Annotated in this window: 10 protein-coding genes and 1 pseudogene; 6 read left to right on the top strand and 5 right to left on the bottom strand. The window is 71.3% G+C overall.

The features are described 5' to 3' along the window. Positions 1 to 200: 200 nt before the first annotated feature. The 4 genes from lgt to VE546_RS16415 all read left to right on the top strand — a co-directional run bounded on the left by lgt (position 201) and on the right by VE546_RS16415 (position 8542). Positions 201 to 1250, top strand: coding sequence for a prolipoprotein diacylglyceryl transferase (gene lgt, locus VE546_RS16430; RefSeq protein ID WP_324922927.1), 1050 nt, complete (start codon positions 201 to 203; stop codon positions 1248 to 1250). Positions 1251 to 1444: 194 nt separating this feature from the next. Further along, the gene (locus VE546_RS16425) at positions 1445 to 2200 is read left to right on the top strand and encodes a VIT1/CCC1 transporter family protein (protein ID WP_324922925.1); all 756 of its coding nucleotides are present in this window, start codon (positions 1445 to 1447) and stop codon (positions 2198 to 2200) included. Between the two features lie 317 nt (positions 2201 to 2517). Continuing rightward, positions 2518 to 7089, top strand: coding sequence for a glutamate synthase large subunit (gltB, locus tag VE546_RS16420; RefSeq protein WP_324922923.1), 4572 nt, complete (start codon positions 2518 to 2520; stop codon positions 7087 to 7089). Beyond that, positions 7082 to 8542, top strand: coding sequence for a glutamate synthase subunit beta (locus VE546_RS16415; RefSeq protein WP_324922922.1), 1461 nt, complete (start codon positions 7082 to 7084; stop codon positions 8540 to 8542). The genes gltB and VE546_RS16415 overlap by 8 nt, the downstream gene beginning before the upstream one ends. Positions 8543 to 8631: 89 nt before the next feature. Here VE546_RS16415 and VE546_RS16410 read toward each other — a convergent pair whose 3' ends face one another. Then, positions 8632 to 9102: a PPOX class F420-dependent oxidoreductase gene (locus VE546_RS16410; RefSeq protein WP_324922920.1), complete on the bottom strand. Its 471-nt coding sequence runs from the start codon at positions 9100 to 9102 to the stop codon at positions 8632 to 8634. Positions 9103 to 9152: 50 nt separating this feature from the next. Beyond that, positions 9153 to 10052: a hypothetical protein gene (locus tag VE546_RS16405; protein ID WP_324922919.1), complete on the bottom strand. Its 900-nt coding sequence runs from the start codon at positions 10050 to 10052 to the stop codon at positions 9153 to 9155. 210 nt (positions 10053 to 10262) lie between these two features. Between VE546_RS16405 and VE546_RS16400 the strand changes: the two genes are divergently transcribed. Together VE546_RS16400 and pepN are read left to right on the top strand one after the other, a co-directional pair. After that, positions 10263 to 10568, top strand: a complete 306-nt coding sequence (locus tag VE546_RS16400; RefSeq protein WP_324922917.1) for a chorismate mutase — start codon at positions 10263 to 10265, stop codon at positions 10566 to 10568. Between the two features lie 62 nt (positions 10569 to 10630). Beyond that, a complete protein-coding gene (pepN, locus tag VE546_RS16395) occupies positions 10631 to 13186 on the top strand; it encodes an aminopeptidase N (RefSeq protein ID WP_324922915.1) in 2556 nt (851 codons plus the stop codon). A gap of 57 nt (positions 13187 to 13243) precedes the next feature. Here the strand turns inward: pepN and VE546_RS16390 are convergent, their stop codons facing one another. The 3 genes and pseudogenes from VE546_RS16390 to VE546_RS16380 all read right to left on the bottom strand — a co-directional run. After that, positions 13244 to 13738: a hypothetical protein gene (locus VE546_RS16390; protein WP_324922913.1), complete on the bottom strand. Its 495-nt coding sequence runs from the start codon at positions 13736 to 13738 to the stop codon at positions 13244 to 13246. Positions 13739 to 13779: 41 nt separating this feature from the next. Continuing rightward, positions 13780 to 16074, bottom strand: a complete 2295-nt coding sequence (locus tag VE546_RS16385) for a DUF6571 family protein (RefSeq protein WP_324922911.1) — start codon at positions 16072 to 16074, stop codon at positions 13780 to 13782. Positions 16075 to 16098: 24 nt separating this feature from the next. Beyond that, positions 16099 to 16326 (bottom strand): annotated as a pseudogene (locus tag VE546_RS16380) (hypothetical protein); the annotation flags it as partial.

Here is a 16326-nt window from a genome sequence, read left to right as displayed (position 1 = left end):
CCCCGCTGCCCCGGGAGGCCGGCGGAGGAGGCCGGGCGGAAGGCCGAGGAGGCGGGGCGGGCGGCGTGACGGCGTGAACCGTCCGCCGCCGTCGCGCCGGCCGTACGGGCGGCGCGGCGCGCGTCCCGCGCCCGCGTTACGGACCCGTTGCCGGGCGGGCTGCCGCCCCCCGCGTCCGGCACGGTAGCGTTCGTGGAGCCATGGACACCCTTGCCTTCATCCCCAGCCCATCGTCCGGCGAGATCAGTCTCGGACCGATCCCGCTGCGGGGCTACGCGTTCTGCATCATCGTCGGCGTCTTCGTCGCGGTCTGGCTCGGCGGGAAGCGCTGGGTCGCCCGTGGCGGACAGCCCGGGACGGTCGCCGACATCGCCGTGTGGGCGGTGCCGTTCGGCCTGGTCGGAGGCCGTCTCTACCACGTCGTCACCGACTACCAGCTCTACTTCGGCGAGGGCCGGAACTGGGTCGACGCCGTCAAGATCTGGGAGGGCGGGCTCGGCATCTGGGGGGCGATCGCGCTCGGTGCGGTGGGCGCCTGGATCGGCTGCCGCAGGCGGGGCATCCCGCTGCCCGCGTACGCGGACGCCATCGCGCCCGGCATCGCGATCGCCCAGGCCATCGGCCGCTGGGGCAACTGGTTCAACCAGGAGCTGTACGGGCGCCCGACGGACCTGCCGTGGGCCGTGAAGATCGACAACGGCATCGACACCGGCACCTTCCACCCCACCTTCCTCTACGAGTCGCTGTGGTGCGTGGGCGTCGCCCTGCTGGTGATCTGGGCCGACCGCCGCTTCACCCTCGGCCACGGCCGCGCGTTCGCGCTGTATGTCGCGGCGTACACGGTGGGACGCTTCTGGATCGAGTACCTGCGGATCGACGAGGCCCACGAGTTCTGGGGCCTGCGCCTGAACAACTGGACCTCGATCGTCGTCTTCCTGGGGGCGGTGGCCGCCATCGTGGTCTCGGCCAGGAGGCGCCCGGGCCGCGAGGACGTGGTGGAGCCGCGGGCGGAGCAGGACGCGGAACAGGAAGGGAAGCAGGAAGAGGAGCGGGGCGGGAAGCAGGACGCGGAGCGGAACGACGAGCAGGAGACAGCCGCCGCGGACTCCTCCGACACCGACGCCGACGCCGACGGCGGCGAGGGGACCGGCGGGGAGGAGCCCGGCACCCGTGCGGCGGAGGCGGCGGGCCCCGGGGACTCCGCCGCCTCCGGGAACGGCGGGGAGCGGCCGGCGTCCACCAAGCGCTGACCGCCCGCGTACCACGGCCCCGGCCGCGCCCGCCGCGCGACCGGGGCCGTTCGCCTCACACGGGACCGGCCTCTTGGGAAAACCCCAGGTCAGACGGGTTAGTTCGGCCTTCCTTGCTGGCACGTTCCGAGGTCGCGACGTACGGTCGACAAGGTCCGAGCGAACCGGAACCAGGAAGGGGAGGGGTGCGGCGGATGTCGTCCACGGCCGGGGACAGGACCGAGGTGACGCTGAGGCCCGGAGCGCCGAACTCGGCGCACCGCGACAACCACACCCACCGCGACGTGAGCGGAGGCTGGCTGCGTCCGGCCGTCTTCGGCGCCATGGACGGCCTGGTGTCCAACCTCGCCCTGATGACGGGCGTCGCGGGCGGCACGGTGGACCGGCAGGTGATCGTGATCAGCGGCCTGGCGGGCCTGGCGGCCGGGGCGTTCTCCATGGCCGCCGGCGAGTACACCTCGGTGGCCTCCCAGCGCGACCTGGTGCTGGCCGAGCTGGAGGTCGAACGGCGCGAACTGCGCCGCAACCCCGAGGACGAGCGGCAGGAGCTGGTCGCGCTCTACGAGGGCCGGGGCCTGACGCCGGAACTGGCGGCGCAGGTCGCCGAGCAGCTCTCCCGCAACCCCGAGCGGGCCCTGGAGATCCACGCCCGCGAGGAGCTGGGCGTGGACCCGGGCGAGCTGCCCTCGCCGTCGCTCGCCGCCGTCTCCTCCTTCCTCTCCTTCGCGGCGGGCGCGCTGATCCCCGTCCTGCCCTACCTGCTGGGAGCCGCCGCCCTGTGGCCCGCCGTGGCGGTCGCGCTGCTGGGGCTGTTCCTGTGCGGCGCGCTCGTGGCGAGGATCACCGCGCGGCCGTGGTGGTACAGCGGGCTGCGGCAGCTCACCCTGGGCGGCGCGGCGGCCGCGGTGACCTACGGACTCGGTACTCTGTTCGGAGTGGCCGTGGGGTGAGGCCGCGTCCGGCAGGCCGGATGTGAGCCCTTCCACTCCCGAACGGGCGATTTCCGTGTTACCCAACGGTTTCAACCATGTCACCGCTGGGCATGACAACGGAGCGCTTCTGGCAGTGTCGCCGGCGCCACCCCGACCTCCACGGCGGTCCCGAACCGTCCGTCCGGTTCGACCTCCTCCGCAGTGTCCGCATGATGGACCCGGGCGTCCATTCCCCGGAAAAGCATCCATCATGTAACCTGCACGAAATTTCTTACGCAGAGGGCCAGCGTCGTCCCTCGGCACGAGCACTTGCCACGACGACGACGGGAGAGCCGATGCGTGCTGCGCCCCTGACGGCCTACCCTGCCAAGCAGGGAATGTACGACCCGCGCAATGAGCACGACGCCTGCGGCGTCGGCTTCGTGGCCACCCTCACCGGCGAGGCGAGCCACCGGCTGGTCGAGCAGGCGCTGACCGTCCTGCGCAACCTGGAGCACCGCGGCGCCACCGGCGCCGAGGCGGACTCCGGTGACGGCGCGGGCATCCTCGTCCAGGTCCCGGACGCCTTCTTCCGCGAGACGGCCGGCTTCGACCTCCCCGACGCGGGCGCGTACGCCGTGGGCACCGCCTTCCTCCCGGTGGACGAGACCGAGGCGGCCGACGCCGTCTCGCGCATCGAGGCGATCGCCGCCGAGGAGGGCCTGACCGTCCTGGGCTGGCGCGAGGTCCCGGTCGCCCCTGAGCTGCTCGGCGCGACCGCCCGCGCCACCATGCCCGCCTTCCGCCAGATCTTCGTCGCCGACCGGGTGAACACCGGCCTCGCCCTGGACCGCAAGGCGTTCGTGCTGCGCAAGCGCGCCGAACGCGAGGCCGGGGTCTACTTCCCCTCGCTGTCCGCGCGGACCATCGTCTACAAGGGCATGCTGACCACCGGCCAGCTCGAACCCTTCTTCCCCGACCTGTCGGACCGCCGCTTCGCCACCGCCATCGCGCTGGTGCACTCGCGGTTCTCCACCAACACCTTCCCGAGCTGGCCGCTCGCCCACCCCTACCGCTTCGTCGCCCACAACGGCGAGATCAACACCGTCAGGGGCAACCGCAACTGGATGCGGGCCCGGGAGTCCCAACTGGTCTCCGACCTGTTCGGCGACAGCCGGGACGGCAGGGGCCTGGAGCGGCTCTTCCCCGTCTGCACCCCGGACGCCTCCGACTCGGCGTCCTTCGACGAGGTGCTGGAACTCCTCCACCTCGGCGGCCGCACCCTGCCGCACGCGGTGCTGATGATGGTCCCCGAGGCGTGGGAGAACCACCCCTCCATGGACCCGGCCCGGCGCGCCTTCTACCAGTACCACTCCACGATGATGGAGCCCTGGGACGGCCCGGCCTGCGTCACCTTCACCGACGGCACCCAGGTCGGCGCCGTCCTGGACCGCAACGGCCTGCGCCCGGGACGCTACTGGGTCACCGACGACGGCCTGGTCGTCCTCTCCTCCGAGGTCGGCGTCCTCGACATCGACCAGTCCCGGGTCGTCCGCAAGGGACGCCTCCAGCCCGGCCGCATGTTCCTGGTGGACACCGCCGAGCACCGCATCATCGAGGACGACGAGATCAAGGCGAAGCTCGCGGCCGAGCACCCCTACCAGGAGTGGCTGGAGGCCGGGATCATCGAGCTGGAGGACCTGCCCGAGCGCGAGCACATCGTCCACACCCACGCCTCGGTCACCCGCCGCCAGCAGACCTTCGGCTACACCGAGGAGGAGCTGCGCGTCCTGCTCGCCCCGATGGCCCGCACCGGCGCCGAGCCGATCGGCTCGATGGGCACCGACTCGCCCATCGCCGCCCTCTCGGCACGCCCCCGGCTGATCTTCGACTACTTCACCCAGCTCTTCGCCCAGGTCACCAACCCGCCGCTGGACGCCATCCGCGAGGAACTGGTCACCTCCCTGCAGTCCTCGCTCGGCCCCCAGGGCAACCTGCTGGAGCCCACCGCGGCCTCCTGCCGCAGCGTCACCCTGCCCTTCCCGGTGATCGACAACGACGAGCTGGCCAAGCTCGTCCACATCAACGCCGACGGCGACATGCCCGGCATGAAGGCCGTCACCCTCTCCGGCCTCTACCGCGTGGCCGGCGGCGGCGAGGCCCTGGCCGCCCGGCTCGCCGAGATCTGCGCCGAGGCGGACGCCGCCATCGCCGACGGCGCCCGGCTGATCGTCCTGTCCGACCGCCACTCGGACGCCGAGCACGCCCCCATCCCCTCGCTGCTGCTCACCTCCGCCGTGCACCACCACCTCATCCGCACCAAGCAGCGCACCCAGGTGGGCCTGCTGGTCGAGGCCGGCGACGTGCGCGAGGTCCACCACGTCGCCCTGCTCATCGGCTACGGCGCCGCGGCCGTCAACCCCTACCTGGCCATGGAGACGGTCGAGGACCTGGTGCGCGCCGGCACCTTCCTGCCCGGCGACATGGAGCCCGAGGCCGCCATCCGGAACCTGATCAAGGCGCTCGGCAAGGGCGTGCTGAAGGTGATGTCCAAGATGGGCATCTCCACCGTCGCCTCCTACCGCGGCGCGCAGGTCTTCGAGGCCGTCGGCCTGGACGAGGAGTTCGTCGACACCTACTTCCACGGCACCGCCACCAAGATCGGCGGCGCGGGCATCGACGTCATCGCCCGGGAGGTCGCCGCCCGCCACGCCAAGGCGTACCCGCCCTCCGGCATCGCCCCGGCCCACCGCAGGCTGGAGATCGGCGGCGAGTACCAGTGGCGCCGGGAGGGGGAGCCGCACCTGTTCGACCCGGAGACGGTCTTCCGCCTCCAGCACTCCACCCGCACCCGCCGCTACGACATCTTCAAGCAGTACACCAAGCGCGTGGACGAGCAGTCCGAGCGGCTGATGACGCTGCGCGGCCTGTTCTCCTTCAAGTCGAACCGGCCCCCGGTCCCCCTCGAGGAGGTCGAGCCCGCCTCGGAGATCGTCAAGCGCTTCTCCACCGGAGCCATGTCCTACGGCTCCATCTCCCAGGAGGCGCACGAGACCCTCGCCATCGCCATGAACCGGCTGGGCGCCAAGTCCAACACCGGCGAGGGCGGCGAGGACCCCGAGCGGCTCTACGACCCCGCCCGCCGCTCGGCGATCAAGCAGGTCGCCTCCGGCCGCTTCGGCGTCACCAGCGAGTACCTGGTCAACGCCGACGACATCCAGATCAAGATGGCCCAGGGCGCCAAGCCCGGCGAGGGCGGCCAGCCCCCCGGCCACAAGGTCTCCCCGTGGGTGGCCCGGACCCGCCACTCCACCCCCGGCGTCGGGCTCATCTCCCCGCCGCCCCACCACGACATCTACTCCATCGAGGACCTCGCCCAGCTCATCCACGACCTGAAGAACGCCAACCCCCGGGCGCGGATCCACGTCAAGCTGGTCTCCGAGGTCGGCGTCGGCACCGTCGCCGCCGGCGTGTCCAAGGCGCACGCCGACGTGGTGCTCATCTCCGGCCACGACGGCGGCACCGGCGCCTCCCCGCTCACCTCGCTCAAGCACGCGGGCGGCCCCTGGGAGCTCGGCCTGGCCGAGACCCAGCAGACCCTGCTGCTCAACGGCCTGCGCGACCGCATCGTCGTCCAGACCGACGGCCAGCTCAAGACCGGCCGCGACGTGGTGATCGCCGCGCTGCTGGGCGCCGAGGAGTACGGCTTCGCCACCGCGCCGCTGGTCGTCTCCGGCTGCGTGATGATGCGCGTGTGCCACCTGGACACCTGCCCGGTCGGCATCGCCACCCAGAACCCGGTGCTGCGCGAGCGCTTCGGCGGCAAGCCCGAGTTCGTGGTCAACTTCTTCGAGTTCGTCGCCGAGGAGGTCCGCGAACTCCTGGCCGAGCTGGGCTTCCGCTCCCTGGACGAGGCCATCGGCCACGCCGAGGTGCTCGACGTCAGCCGCGCGGTCGACCACTGGAAGGCCCAGGGCCTGGACCTGGCCCCGCTGCTGCACGTGCCCGACCTGCCCGAAGGCGCCGTCCGCCACCAGGTGGTCGCCCAGGACCACGGCCTGGAGAAGGCCCTGGACAACGAACTCATCAGGCTCGCCGCCGACGCCCTGTCGGCCGACACCCCCGAGGCCGCCCAGCCGGTGCGCGCCCAACTGCCGATCCGCAACATCAACCGGACGGTGGGCACCATGCTGGGCCACGAGGTGACCCGGAGGTTCGGCGGCGCGGGCCTGCCCGACGACACCATCGACATCACCTTCACCGGCTCCGCCGGCCAGTCCTTCGGCGCCTTCCTGCCGCGCGGCATCACCCTCCGCCTGGAGGGCGACGCCAACGACTACGTCGGCAAGGGCCTCTCCGGCGGCCGCGTCGTCGTCCGCCCCGACCGGAGCGCCTCCCACCTGGCCGAGTACTCCACCATCGCCGGCAACACCCTCGCCTACGGCGCCACCGGCGGCGAGGTGTTCCTGCGCGGCAGCGTCGGCGAACGCTTCTGCGTCCGCAACTCCGGCGCACTGGTCGTCTCCGAGGGCGTGGGCGACCACGGCTGCGAGTACATGACCGGCGGCGCGGCCGTCGTCCTGGGCCCCACGGGACGCAACTTCGGCGCCGGCATGTCCGGCGGCACCGCGTACGTCGTCGACCTGGACGCCGACAACGTCAACCCCGACGTCGCGGACGCCGTCGAACCCCTGGACGACGACGACCGGCAGTGGCTGCACGACGTGGTGCGCCGCCACCACGAGGAGACCGGCTCCACCGTCGCCGAGGCGCTGCTCGCCGACTGGGACGGCGCCGTCACCCGCTTCAGCAAGATCATGCCCACCACGTACAAGGCAGTGCTCGCCGCCAAGGACGCCGCCGAGCGAGCCGGACTGTCTCAGTCCGAGACCCACGAGAAGATGATGGAGGCGGCGACCAATGGCTGACCCCAAGGGCTTCCTGACCACCGATCGCGAGGTCGCCAAGACCCGACCCGTGGAAGAGCGCGTCAAGGACTGGAACGAGGTCTACGTCCCCGGCTCGCTGCTGCCGATCATCGGCAAGCAGGCCGGACGCTGCATGGACTGCGGCATCCCGTTCTGCCACAACGGCTGCCCGCTGGGGAACCTCATCCCCGAGTGGAACGACTACGCCTGGCGCGGCGACTGGCAGGCCGCCAGCGAGCGGCTGCACGCCACCAACAACTTCCCGGAGTTCACCGGCCGGCTGTGCCCGGCCCCCTGCGAGGCCGCCTGCGTGCTGGGCATCAACCAGCCGCCGGTGACCATCAAGAACGTCGAGGTCACCATCATCGACAAGGCGTGGGAGGCCGGCGGCGTCACCCCGCAGCCGCCCGAGCGGCTGTCGGGCAAGACCGTCGCCGTCATCGGCTCCGGCCCCGCCGGGCTGGCCGCCGCCCAGCAGCTCACCCGCGCCGGCCACACGGTCGCCGTCTACGAGCGCGCCGACCGCATCGGCGGACTGCTGCGCTACGGCATCCCCGAGTTCAAGATGGAGAAGCGGCACATCAACCGCCGCATCGAGCAGATGCGCGCGGAGGGCACCAAGTTCCGCACCGGCATCGAGGTCGGCCGCGACATCGACGCCGCCGACCTGCGCAAGCGCTACGACGCGGTCGTCATCGCCGCCGGCTCCACCACCGCCCGCGACCTGCCCGTGCCCGGCCGCGAACTCAAGGGCATCCACCAGGCGATGGAGTACCTGCCGCTGGCCAACAAGGTCCAGGAGGGCGACTACGTCACCTCCCCGATCTCGGCCGAGGGCAAGCACGTCGTCGTCATCGGCGGCGGCGACACCGGCGCCGACTGCGTCGGCACCGCCCACCGCCAGGGCGCCCTCTCCGTCACCCAGTTGGAGATCATGCCCCGGCCGGGCGAGGAGCGCTCCGAGAACCAGCCGTGGCCGACCTTCCCCCTGCTCTACAAGGTCACCTCCGCCCACGAGGAGGGCGGCGAGCGGCTGTACTCGGTCTCCACCACCCACTTCGAGGGCGACGAGGACGGGAACGTGCAGTTCCTGCACATGGTCGAGGTCGAGTTCACCGGCGGCAGGTTCGAACCGAAGCCCGGCACCGAGAAGAAGATCCCCGCCCAGCTCGTCACGCTGGCCATGGGCTTCACCGGCATCGACCGGACCAACGGCCTGGTCGAGCAGCTCGGCCTGGAACTGGACGCGCGCGGCAACGTCGCCCGCGACGCGGACTTCGCCACCAACGTCCCCGGCGTCTTCGTCGCCGGCGACGCCGGCCGCGGCCAGTCGCTGATCGTGTGGGCCATCGCCGAGGGCCGCTCGGCCGCCCGCGCCGTCGACCGCTACCTGACCGGCGCCAGCTCCCTCCCGGCCCCCATCAGGCCGGACGACCGCGCACTGACGGTCTGATCCACCCGGTCGTCCGCGGCGCCGGCCCCCTCCCCGACCGGAGGCCGGCGCCGCGGCATGCCGGGCACCCGCCGACCGGAGACCGCCGGTCAGGAATCCCCGGCCAACCGCGCCGGAAAACCGCCCGTGGCCACCGGCCCCCACCGCACCGGCGTGATCCGCAGCAGCGACTTCCCCTGCCTGGCCATCGCCTCGCGGTACTCGTCCCAGTCCGGGTGCTCGCCCGCGACGGCCCGGTAGTACTCCACCAGCGGCTCCACCGACTCCGGCACGTCCAGCACCTCGGCGGTGCCGTCGATCTGCACCCACGGGCCGTTCCAGTCGTCCGACAGGACGATCACGCCGACGGCCGGGTCACGACGGGCGTTGCGGGTCTTGGCCCGCTCCGGATACGTCGAGACCACCACCCGCCCCTCGCCGTCCACCCCGCAGGTCACCGGCGACCCCTGCGGGGAGCCGTCGGCGCGGCGGGTGAGCAGGACCGCCCGGTGGCGGGGGCGCACGAACTCCAGCAGCTCGTCGAGTCCGACACGGGTGTTGGTGGCGATGGAAGGGCTCATGCGCCGACCCTATAGAGGAAGCGGCCGCCGGGGGCGGGGCCCGCCGCGCCTCAGGTGTCGCACTCCAGCACGCTGCGGCACAGCCCGCACCGGGCCCGCACCCGCCCCCGCACCGGCAGCCGGATGCGCTGCTGGCACGTCGGGCAGGCGAACGACACCCGCAGCGGCGAGCAGGACTCGAAGGCGTACCCGCCGTCCCCGCCGCTCCGGGGCGGGAACGGCGTCTCGCCCGGGTGCGCCTGCGCGTACCGCCGGTCCCGGGCGTACCGGCGCCGCCCCGCCCACCCGCCGGCCGTCAGCGGAGGCCGCTCCGCGTCCCGGCGGGCCACCTCCCGGCCCCGCACGTACGCCTCGTACGCCTGCGGACTGGTGAACCACGGCGCCGGGTCCTCCCCGAACAGCTCCGCCCGCTTGGCCAGCACGTACCCGAACTCCTCCGGCGTCAGGTACCCCAGCTTCTGCGAGGTCAGCGCGTCCTCCCGGAAGGCGTCCAGCAGCAGCCAGCCCGCCCCCAGGTACGCCGTCGCCGTGTCGGTGAGGATCTCGTTGTCCCGCACCCCCGGGAAGGACAGCCCCAGCCGGTGCAGGTAGACGTGCATCACCTCGTGCGCCAGCGCCGCCCCGATGTCACGCCGGTGGCTCCTGAAGCGCGAGTTCAGCTCCACGAAGTACTCCGGCCCGGCCGCCAGCTCCACGTTCGCCGCGTGCTCCATGTCGCGGAAGCTCACCACCAGCCGGGCGTCCGGCAGCCGCAGGTGCCGCACCAGCACCCGCGCCACCCGCTGCGCCCCCGTGTGCAGCTCGTCGGCGTCCGCGAAGGCCACGTCACCGGCGGCCACACTGGTCTCGAAGGTGCGCACGGTGTCGTACGACAGCCTCCGGTACAACGCGGTGATCGACGCCCGCACCGTCGGGAGGTGCGGAAAACCGTGCTCGACGGGGCTTCGCACACCCCCGGGGCCACCACCGCGTACCGCCATGCGCCCGCCCACCGCCTCCCGTGGGTGCCGAAACCGCCCTCCTGCCACTGTACGGCGGCGGCCGCCCCCGGCCGAGTACGCACAGCGGGCGGCACGACGGCACGGGAGCGGCACGGGGACGGCGCGGGGACGCACGGAGCGGCACCGCGGCGGCACCGGGACGGCATAGGGTCGGTGACCATGACGAACAGCGAGATCGACCCGGCGGTGTACGCCGAGCTCACCCGGCTGCGCGAGAGCATCGACAACATCGACGCGGCCGTGGTCCACATGCTCGCCGAACGCTTCAAGTGCACCCAGCAGGTCGGCCGCCTCAAGGCCGAGCACCACCTGCCCCCCGCCGACCCCGCCCGCGAGGCCCGCCAGATCGCCCGCCTGCGCGCCCTCGCCGAGAGCGCCAAACTCGATCCGGCCTTCGCCGAGAAACTGCTCAACTTCATCATCGCCGAGGTCATCCGCCACCACGAGACGATCGCCCGTTCCTGACCCGGCGGGCCCGGCACACACCCCGGTGCGCGACGCCGGGCACGTACGGCAGCATGAGCGCCATGCCCGCACTGACCCGCGACGAGGCGCGCGAGCGAGCCCGTCTCCTCGACGTCCACCAGTACGCCGTCGACCTGGACCTCACCCGCGGCGAGGAGGTCTTCGGCTCCACCACCACCGTCCGCTTCACCGCCCGCGAAGCCGGCGACACCTTCGTCGAGGTGCGGCCCCGCACCCTCCACCGGGCCGTCCTCGACGGACGCGACCTCGACACCGCCGCCCTCGCCGACGGACGCCTGCCGCTGACCGGTCTGGAGGCGGGCGAACACGAGCTGCGCGTCGAGGCCGACATGCCCTACTCCCGCACCGGCGAGGGCATGCACCGCTTCACCGACCCCGCCGACGGCCGCACCTACCTCTACACCATGTGCTTCCAGAACGAGGCACCCCGCGTCTTCGCCGCCTTCGACCAGCCCGACCTCAAGGCGCCCTTCGCCGTCACCGCCACCGCCCCCGAGGAGTGGACCGTCCTCGCCAACGGCCTCGCCCGCCGCGTCGAGGGCGAGCCGGGCCGCTGGGAGTGCGCCCCCACCCCGCCGCTGAGCACCTACTTCGTGGCCCTGGCCGCCGGACCCTGGCACTCGGTGCGCGCCGAACACGCCGGCCTCCCCTTCGGCCTCCACGTACGGCAGTCCCTCGCCCCCCACCTCGACGCCGACGCCGAGGAGATCCTCGACATCACCCGCCGCTGCTTCGACCGCTACCACGAGATCTTCGACGAGCCCTACCCCTTCGACTCCTACGACCAGGCCTTCGTCCCCGAGTTCAACGCCGGCGCCATGGAGAACCCGGGGCTGGTCACCCTCCGCGACGAGTACGTGTTCCGCTCGGCCGTCACCGGCACCCAGCGGCAGACCCGGGGCGTGACCATCGCCCACGAGATGGCCCACATGTGGTTCGGCGACCTGGTCACCCTGCGCTGGTGGGACGACATCTGGCTCAACGAGTCCTTCGCCGAGTACATGGGCTACCAGATCCTCGCCGAGGCCACCCGCTTCACCGGCACCTGGACCGGCTTCGCCGCCGGCCGCAAGCCCTGGGGCTACGACGCCGACCAGCGCCCCTCCACCCACCCCGTCGCCCCCGACGCCGACGCGGTCCCCGACACCGCCGCCGCCCTGCTCAACTTCGACGGCATCTCCTACGCCAAGGGCGCCTCGGCACTGCGCCAACTCGTCGCCTGGCTCGGCGAGAAGACCTTCCTCGCCGGCATCAACGACCACTTCGCCCGCCACCGCTTCGGCAACGCCGGCCTCGCCGACTTCCTCGACTCCCTCGCCCGCGCCTCCGACCGCGACGTCCACGCCTGGGCCGACCGCTGGCTGCGCACCACCGGCGTCGACACCCTCACCCCCCGCGTCACCGAGGACACCGCCGGCGCCGCCGGTACCGCCGCCCGGCGCTGGCACCTGGAGATCACCCGCACCGGCAGCCGCCCCCACCGCGTCGCCGTCGGCCTGTACGACCTGGCCGACGACGGCCGCCCGGTCCTCCGCGACCGCCCGGAGACCGACCTGGCCGCCGACACCCACCGGCACACCCTCACCATCGAAGGCCCCCGCCCCGACCTCGTCCTCCTCAACGACCGCGACCTGACCTACGCCAAGGTCCGGCTGGACGAGGCCTCCTGGCGGACCGTACGGCACCACCTGAGCGGCCTGCCCGACCCGCTCACCCGCGCCACCGTCTGGAACGCCGCCCGCGACATGGTCCGCGACGGCGAACTGCCCCCCGCCGACTACCTGGACACCGCCCGCGACCACCTGCCCCACGAGACCGACGACGCGATCGTCGCCGCCGTCCTGGACTTCGCCCGCCGCGAGATAGCCGACCGCTACCTGGCCCCCGACCGGCGCACCGCCGCCCTGGAGACCCTCGCCGGCCTCGCCCGCACCCTGATCGACCGCGCACCGGGCGGCGCACCGGGCGGCGAGCTGGACGGCGACCTGGACGGCGGAGTGCGGCTGACCGCCGTACGCACCCTCATCGACAGCGCCACCGACCCCGGCGAACTCCAGCACTGGTGGGCCACCGGCACCCTCCCCGGAGGGCTCCCCCTCGACCACGAACTGCGCTGGCGGCTGCTGCACCGCCGCGCCGTCCTCGGCGCCGCCGGACCCGGTGACATCGACGCCGCCCTCGACGCCGACCCCAGCGCCGCCGGCGCCGAGGGCGCCGCCCGCTGCCGCGCCGCCCTGCCCGACCCCGCCGCCAAGGCCGCCGCCTGGCAGGCCCTGTTCGACGAGGCCGACACCCTCTCCAACTACCTGTTCGCCGCCACCTTCCAGGGCTTCTGGCACCCCGAACACCACGACCTGCTGCGGGAGTACGTCCCCCGCTACTTCGACCGGGCCCCCGCCCTCGCCGCCCGCCGCGGCCCCGCCATGGCCGAGAACCTCGCCCGGTACGGCTTCCCCCGCCCCTTCGCCGACCCCGACACCCTGGCCCTGGGGGAGCGCTGCCTGGAGGACCCCTCCCTGGTCCCCGCCCTGCGCCGCCCCCTGGCCGACCAGCTCGACGACCTCGCCCGCGCCCTGCGCGTCCGCGAGGCGCACTGACACCCCGCGCGCCGGGCCCCGTCCGACACGGACGGGGCCCGGCGCCCTACGGCCCCTTCATCGCGCGTCGGCGCACGGATCGCCTTTCAAAAACTGCTCGCGGTACGCGGTGATGAACTTCTCCATGGCCTTCTCGTCAGCGGAGTTCTCCTCCGCCTTGGCCACGAGGAACAGGTCCCGGTCACCTCCCTGCTCGGTGCACCGCACAGTGGCCACCGCGCCTCTATCCGAGTACACATAGGATTTGTCCGTGGCCTCATGCTCCGGCTCCACATAGGCATGCCTGACAGCGAAACGCCGTGTGGACCAACCCGGCTCCCACCTGTCCCGGCTGATTCGGAAGACGTCCTCGCCGTCCACCGACACCTCACAAGACCAGATGATGGTGCCGGCTTCATCCTCCGTCTGGTAGATCCGCTTCCCTGGAGGCATGAAAGGTTCGATCAGGCTCGTATCGATATCCACACCGCACAGAGACTCCGGTATGGGGTACTCCCTCTTCTCTTTCTCGCCTTCCCCGCAGCCGGTCAGCGACAGGAGCAGAACGGGCACCAACGAAACGAGCATGCTTCCCGGCCTGGGGATCCTTGGCCTCACGACGCGTCTCCGGAGGATTTCCACATGGATCCTTCGCCATGACTGTTGCCTGCCTGGGTGGTTGCCGCTTCTCTGATGTCCCAGGCGGTATCGGAATTGATGTCTGAGCGGCTGAGGAGCGCACGCCTGACGATCTCGTCAGTTGTTTCGACGGTAGCTTCTCGGGCCTTGCTGTAGTCGCGATTTCCCTCCTGCTCGCCTGCGGTCACAATGTCCTTTTCGACGCTCTTCACCACGCTCTCGGCGATGTCCTCGGCAGCCCAGTTGATGACTTCGCCCACCACCGGAACCCGAGGCGGAATGGCCGAAGTACCCAGTTCGACGACACGGGTGACCCACTTGCCCTTGTCTGCCGCAGCCTCGTTGAAGTCCTTGGCCGATGCCGCGTGGTAATCGAGGACGGCGTCCGCCCGGGCTTCGCTCATAATGCCCGCGATCACGGCTCCCGGAGCGACCGCGTTGCTGACCCTCTGATCCAGGGAGACCGCCGACTGACTCTTGCCATTGACGACATCATCTACCAACAGGGTTGTGTACGCCTGCTGGGCGCTGGTGATCGTGGCGTACGCGTCCGGATCCTGGCCGACCTCGGCGAGGAACCGCTGCACTTGACCGGAGTCGTCGAAAACCGCAGGCGTACCGGGGACTGGGAAGCGGTCCGACGATACGTCGCCCCCGTACATCACCCGCTGGAAGTCACCCATGTAATCGGCGGTGATGTTGCCGAGACTGTCTCGCAGGGCGTGGAGTGGGCCTGTCTTCAGGTCCTCGGCCTCCCCGTTCTCGTTGCGGCGGATCAATTCGGGGTGGTCACCGAAGTACGACACCAGACGCTCGGTGAGCTTCGCGCCCTCCTTCGTGTGTTCCACCGGCTCAGTCGAGGAACTGTCGTACGCGCGCCCGGTGGTGGCGGCCTCCAACGCATGACCGAGCGCGTCGGGTCCGTGGTTGAGGGCGTCCTCCGAACCGTCCGCACCCGGCATCGCCAGGGTGTCCGGCGGCCACTCGAAGTCCTCTTTGGTGAACTCGTCCAGGTACTTGTAATCCAGTTTCGCGTTCTTGTCGGGGTTGACGGTGCCGTCCTCCCGGTACACCGTCGGCTCGCCCGTGAAGAACTTCTCTGCCGCCGCCGGGCTGTGTCCCAGTGCTTCCAACACGCTTGTCAGCGGGTCATAGCCGGCGCCGCCCTTGCCCGACGGGTTGAAGCCGAAGTCCAAGTCTCCTCTGCCGACCGGCTTGGCGGACATGAACCTCATGGGTTCCTCGTGGTGGAGCTGGGTGATGTGCTCCGCGATCGGAGTGAGGAAGCCCGCATCGTAGGTGCCGTAGCGCAACAGCCCGCCGAGAACCTGGTATCCGTACGGGCGGTTGGCGTCACCCGGCTCCAGTTCCAACGGCTGGGCGCCGAGCTTGCGGAACTCATCACCCCAACTGGGAGGCAGATGCGTCTTCTTGCTCGAATCGGTGGCCGTGGCCAGCGCCGCTCCCATGGTGCGCTGGAGGTCCTGGGCCAGCGCCAACCGTTTCTTGTTGTCCCCCTGCGTGCCGTCCCGCGCCATACGACCGTAGAACCGCAGGGCCTTCTCCGGACCACCCAGCCCCTTGTAGAAGGCGGTGGAGAATTCCGAGTCCCCGGAGTTGAACTTCATCAACGTGTTCAACTCGGTGTACTGGCCGTTGGTCATGCCGGGACCGAGAGCCGCCAGCTCCAGGGCCCGCTCGGCCTGGGCGTCGTCCAGTGAGGAGTACTTCGCGTGGCCGAAGTTGTGGGTGTCGCCGCCGTGGCTCTTCTTCAGCGCCCGGGCAGCCGAGTTGTCGATCTCCTCCGCCCGCGCGATCAATTGATTGATCCGGCGTTCCAGTCCTTTCGGCACCTCCCGCTGCTGCTCGGTGGGACCACCGTTGTCCGGCGAGTGCTCGAAGACGCACCACACCGTGCCGTCACCCTTGTCCACCACCTTGATGCCCTGCTTGCGGCCGTTCTCGACCGCGTTCTTCAGCTCGGACTGGACGGCCGACAGGTCCGCGTGCGCGTCCTTGAGCACGTTCTTGATGCTCTCGGCCTGGGCGGCCGCGTCGTCGAACTCCTTGGCGGTCTTGTGGACGAACGGCTTGGTGACGCCGGCGTTCTCACCTCTCCACTGAGCCTTGTCGGCCTTGGCCACCATGCCGGAGCGGGCGTCGTCCGCCAGTTTCTCCAGCTTGGTGACCATCGACTCCCAGTCGGCGACCGCCGCCGACAGCCCGGAGAGGGAGACGGTGTACAGATCGCTGTACGTTAAGTTGGGCATGAGGCTGCTTCCCCGGTCTCCCGTCTACTTGTAAAACCGTTCGATCTCCGACACCGACATGGCCGCACCGCTGCGGTGTCTCATCTGGGCCTCGATCTCCTTGTCCTGCTCGGTGTAGGACTTCGCGCTGTAGTCGAGGTGGTTGGAGATGTGCGCGCAGGACTGCAGCAGCGTCTTGAGCTGGGACTCCCACACGCCGACGGCGATGCCGAGCTCCTCGCCCAGGGTGAAGTTGCTCTTCTTGAGGGCGGA

This window comes from Streptomyces sp. (assembly GCF_035644915.1).
Lineage (GTDB): Bacteria > Actinomycetota > Actinomycetes > Streptomycetales > Streptomycetaceae > Streptomyces.
The sequence above is the reverse complement of the archived record's forward strand: the minus strand, read 5'-3'. Positions and strand labels throughout refer to the sequence as shown.